Annotated in this window: 2 protein-coding genes and 1 pseudogene; all 3 read left to right on the top strand. The window is 37.4% G+C overall.

Going from position 1 to position 3,703, the window contains the following annotated elements; genetic code table 11:
- Positions 1 to 218: pseudogene (locus tag RTP52_RS05965) on the top strand (carbohydrate ABC transporter permease); the annotation flags it as partial.
- A gap of 23 nt (positions 219 to 241) precedes the next feature.
- Positions 242 to 1,885: an extracellular solute-binding protein gene (locus RTP52_RS05960; protein ID WP_312369851.1), complete on the top strand. Its 1,644-nt coding sequence runs from the start codon at positions 242 to 244 to the stop codon at positions 1,883 to 1,885.
- Positions 1,886 to 1,944: 59 nt separating this feature from the next.
- Positions 1,945 to 3,270, top strand: coding sequence for a glycoside hydrolase family 30 protein (locus tag RTP52_RS05955; RefSeq protein ID WP_312369849.1), 1,326 nt, complete (start codon positions 1,945 to 1,947; stop codon positions 3,268 to 3,270).
- The last annotated feature ends 433 nt before the right edge of the window (positions 3,271 to 3,703 follow it).

The raw sequence follows: 3,703 nt of genomic DNA, 5'->3' as shown, positions 1-3,703 counted from the left end.
CGGATAAAGTTTTATATCCAGTACAGATGAAATTATATGAAATTATAGTAAGACAGAGTGTTCAGAATATGCCGGTAGGCAGTGTTGTAATGGAGACCACTTCAAAAGGGATACAGCTGGCTACCATCGTTATCACAACAGTACCAATATTGATTGCTTATCCTCTGCTACAAAAGCATTTTGTTACAGGCATGATGCTTGGTGCAGTAAAAGAATAAGAGAATAAAAGGAGGTAAGTTTTATGAGAAAAGGATTATTAAAATGGATGACAAGATCCATGGCTCTTCTAATAGCGACCACAGTGTTGCTTGGGGGATGCGGAAAAAAGGGAGACGACACAAAGGTAGATAGTGGAAACAAAGGCTCTGTGAAATCAGAAGCCAGATATGAATTAGATCCCGAAACACCGGCATGGAAACTTGATACAAAGGAAATGACTGAGCTTACATGGTATGTAAATGCAGAATGGTGGAACACCGAATGGGGCAAGGATATCATTACAAAAAAAATCGAGGAAGATTTGCATGTAAAAATCAACTTTATTGTTGGCGATGATACCAAATTAAACACTTTGTTTGCGGGCGGAGATATGCCTGATTTAATCAGTGTATTTGATTCCGGATCACAAGCTGCATTAAAGGCAAGCTCTTGGGCACTTCCGTTGTTTGAAGTTGCAGACAGGTATGACCCGTATTTTAGAAAAGTGGCTTCTACTGAGACGCTGAACTGGTTACAGCTTGATGATGGAAAGAGCTACGGCTATGCGGATTTTTCCAATACAAAAGCGGATTATGAAAGTGGAAATATATTTGCAACAACTGCGTTTGTAATTCGTAAAGATGTGTACGAAGCACTGGGAAGACCATCCATGGGAACTCAGGAGGAATTCCTTAATGTACTAGGACAAATCAAAGAGAAGTACCCTGAACTTTATCCATTTGGATTTAATTCGTTTACTACGGATTCTACAGGTTCTATGGGAGATAAATTCCAAGACTTTATCGGGGTGCCATTGTTAAATGAAGATGGAAAGTACTATGAAAGAAATCTTGATGAGGATTATTTATCCTGGATTAAAACTTTCAATGAAGCGTACCGTAAGGGATATATCAGTGATGATAGTTTTGCAGATGATGGTACTGCACATGAAGAAAAAGTTAAAGCAGGTAAATATGCAACTATTATGATGGATGGTACTCCACAGCGTTCTGGTTTTCTAACTACCTGGATGACTTCAAATCCTGATGCGGCTTACATAGCTATCGATGGACCACAAAGTACAGTAGGTAACAAACCAACCTTAAGTCAGGCAGGTATCAGTGGTTGGATGGTATCCTACATAACAAAGCAGTGTAAGGATCCAGCAAAAGCAATTCAATTGTTCACATATCTGTTAAGCGAAGAAGGACAAATTTTGACACAATACGGTATTGAGGGAGTTTCTTATACGATTAATTCAGAGGGGAAATATGAGATGACAAAAGAAGCAAAAGAAATGCAGCTTAATGAGAATGACCGATTCAAGAAAGAGTATCGTACCGGTGAATTCTTCTTCTTTGGTCATGACAAATACAAAGCATTAAGTGATAGTGCTTTTCCGGATTCGATTAAGCAGATGCAGGAGTGGGGAAAAGGCAAATTAGTACCTCATTTTATTCTTGAAAATACAAACCCTGATGAAGGGACGGAAGAAGCAAGAATTAATACAGCTACTAAAACAGAATGGACAACAACATTGGTTGGTTTGTTTCGTGCAAATAGTGAAAATGAATTCAATTCTGTGTTAGACAATTACAAGAAATTCTTAGATGACAATAATTGGGCGTCTGTAGTAGAAGTGAAGAATCAAAAAATTGAGAAGAACAGACAAAAGTTAGAAAACTAACAGGTAGTATCAAGTAACATATGAAAGCCCTGAGACTCAAAAATACCCGGAGGTAATAAATGAATATTAAATGCTATCGCAGCAATGAAGAAATACAGTTTGAAACAAGTGAACTTACCTTTTCGAATAATGAAAGAGCAGAAATGAATCTAATTAAGGTTTATCCAAACGAAACCAGACAAACCGTTTATGGATTTGGTGGAGCATTTACAGAAGCAGCTGCTGAAACAATGTCGACAATGAGTGAGGAAAAGAAAGAACTATTTTTACAGATGTGCTTCGGTGAAGGCGGAAATCAATATAACTTTTGCAGAACACATATACAAAGTTGTGATTTTTCCCTTGGCAATTATGCTTACATAGAAGATCTTGAGGACAAGAATTTAGAAACATTCACGCTGGAAAGGGATAAACAGCATTTAATTCCAATGATTAAGGATGCTTTAGCAGTGAATCCGGATATTCAATTGCTTGCAAGTCCATGGAGTCCACCGGCCTTCATGAAGAGCAATCAAGATATGAATCATGGAGGTGTTCTTAAAAAAGAGTACTATCAGATGTGGGCAGACATGATTGTAAAGTATGTGGAGGAATATGAAAAGTTAGGAATTACCATTCATAGAATTTCAGTTCAGAATGAACCAAAGGCAACTCAAAAGTGGGATTCTTGTTTATATACGGGGGAAGAAGAAGGAATCTTTGCAACGGAAAACCTAAGAAAGACATTAGATGCACATGGGTACTCTAACATTGTTATTGTAATATGGGATCATAATAAAGATTGCATCCTGGAACGAGCAGATGAGACCTTCTCAGTAGAAGGTGCAGCAAAGAGTATTGGTGCAATTGGATTTCACTGGTATTCAGGGGATCACTTTGAAGCGCTTAATGCGGTAAGTACAAAGTACCCTGATAAAGAACTTATCTTTACAGAAGGCTGTGTGGAGTATTCCAGATTTAAATCCAATAACCAAGTAAAAAATGCGCAGATGTATATGCATGATATCATTGGTAACTTTAATCAGGGAATGAATGGTTATATTGATTGGAATCTTGTGTTAAATGCACAAGGAGGTCCAAACCATGTAGGAAACTTCTGTGATGCACCAATTATGTATGACAAAGAGAAGGATCAACTGGATATTAAATTATCATATTACTATATTGGACATTTAAGCAGATTTGTTAAAAAAGGTGCAAAAAGAATCCTAGTATCAAAGTTTACTGATCAAGTGGATGCCGTTGGCTTTATTAATCCGGATGGTGAAAAAGTCGTTGTATTAATGAGCCGTACAGCAGAAGAACTTAGTATGCAGATTTGTGAAGGTAAACATGTTTGCGATATTACGCTTACAGCATATTCTGTTATAACACTTTGCTGGTAAGCGAGAGAAAAACGATATCCTAAGGGAAAGAGGCTGTGACAAATAGAAATATCTATATTTGCTGCGGTCTCTTGTTTTATGTAGTTTAACCTCATCAGGGAAGTCAGGAATAAAGCAACTAGTTAGTAACTCATGAAAACCTTTCCTAAAAATTAGCAAGACCTCATATATCTAAGCGTGTAAACACGCTTTGGTTTTCTGCTCAGTTTTTTGGAGGGTTTATAATAGGAATTCGTATAAGACAGAGGAAAGAAAAAGGATTTGAAAATTATGAATAGATTTCTAAAAGTAGTAGGTAGTAAGGTTATTAATGGGCTAGGTGAAAATATAATACTTCGTGGTGTGAATCTCGGTGGATGGCTCATTCAGGAGAGTTGGATGTGTCCGGTTAGCGGGGAGGATAGAAAGTGGGCAAATCTCGATACTCTTAACG

It is taken from the genome of Lachnoclostridium sp., assembly GCF_031997925.1.
GTDB lineage: Bacteria > Bacillota > Clostridia > Lachnospirales > Lachnospiraceae > Lachnoclostridium.
Note: the sequence above shows the minus strand (reverse complement) of the source record. Positions and strands in the feature narration are given on the sequence as shown.

Bases quoted from the DNA above. Each gene is read 5' to 3' on its own strand.
- RTP52_RS05960 (WP_312369851.1), top strand. From the start codon at position 242: ATGAGAAAAGGATTATTAAAATGGATGACAAGATCCATGGCTCTTCTA.
- RTP52_RS05955 (WP_312369849.1), top strand. From the start codon at position 1,945: ATGAATATTAAATGCTATCGCAGCAATGAAGAAATACAGTTTGAAACA.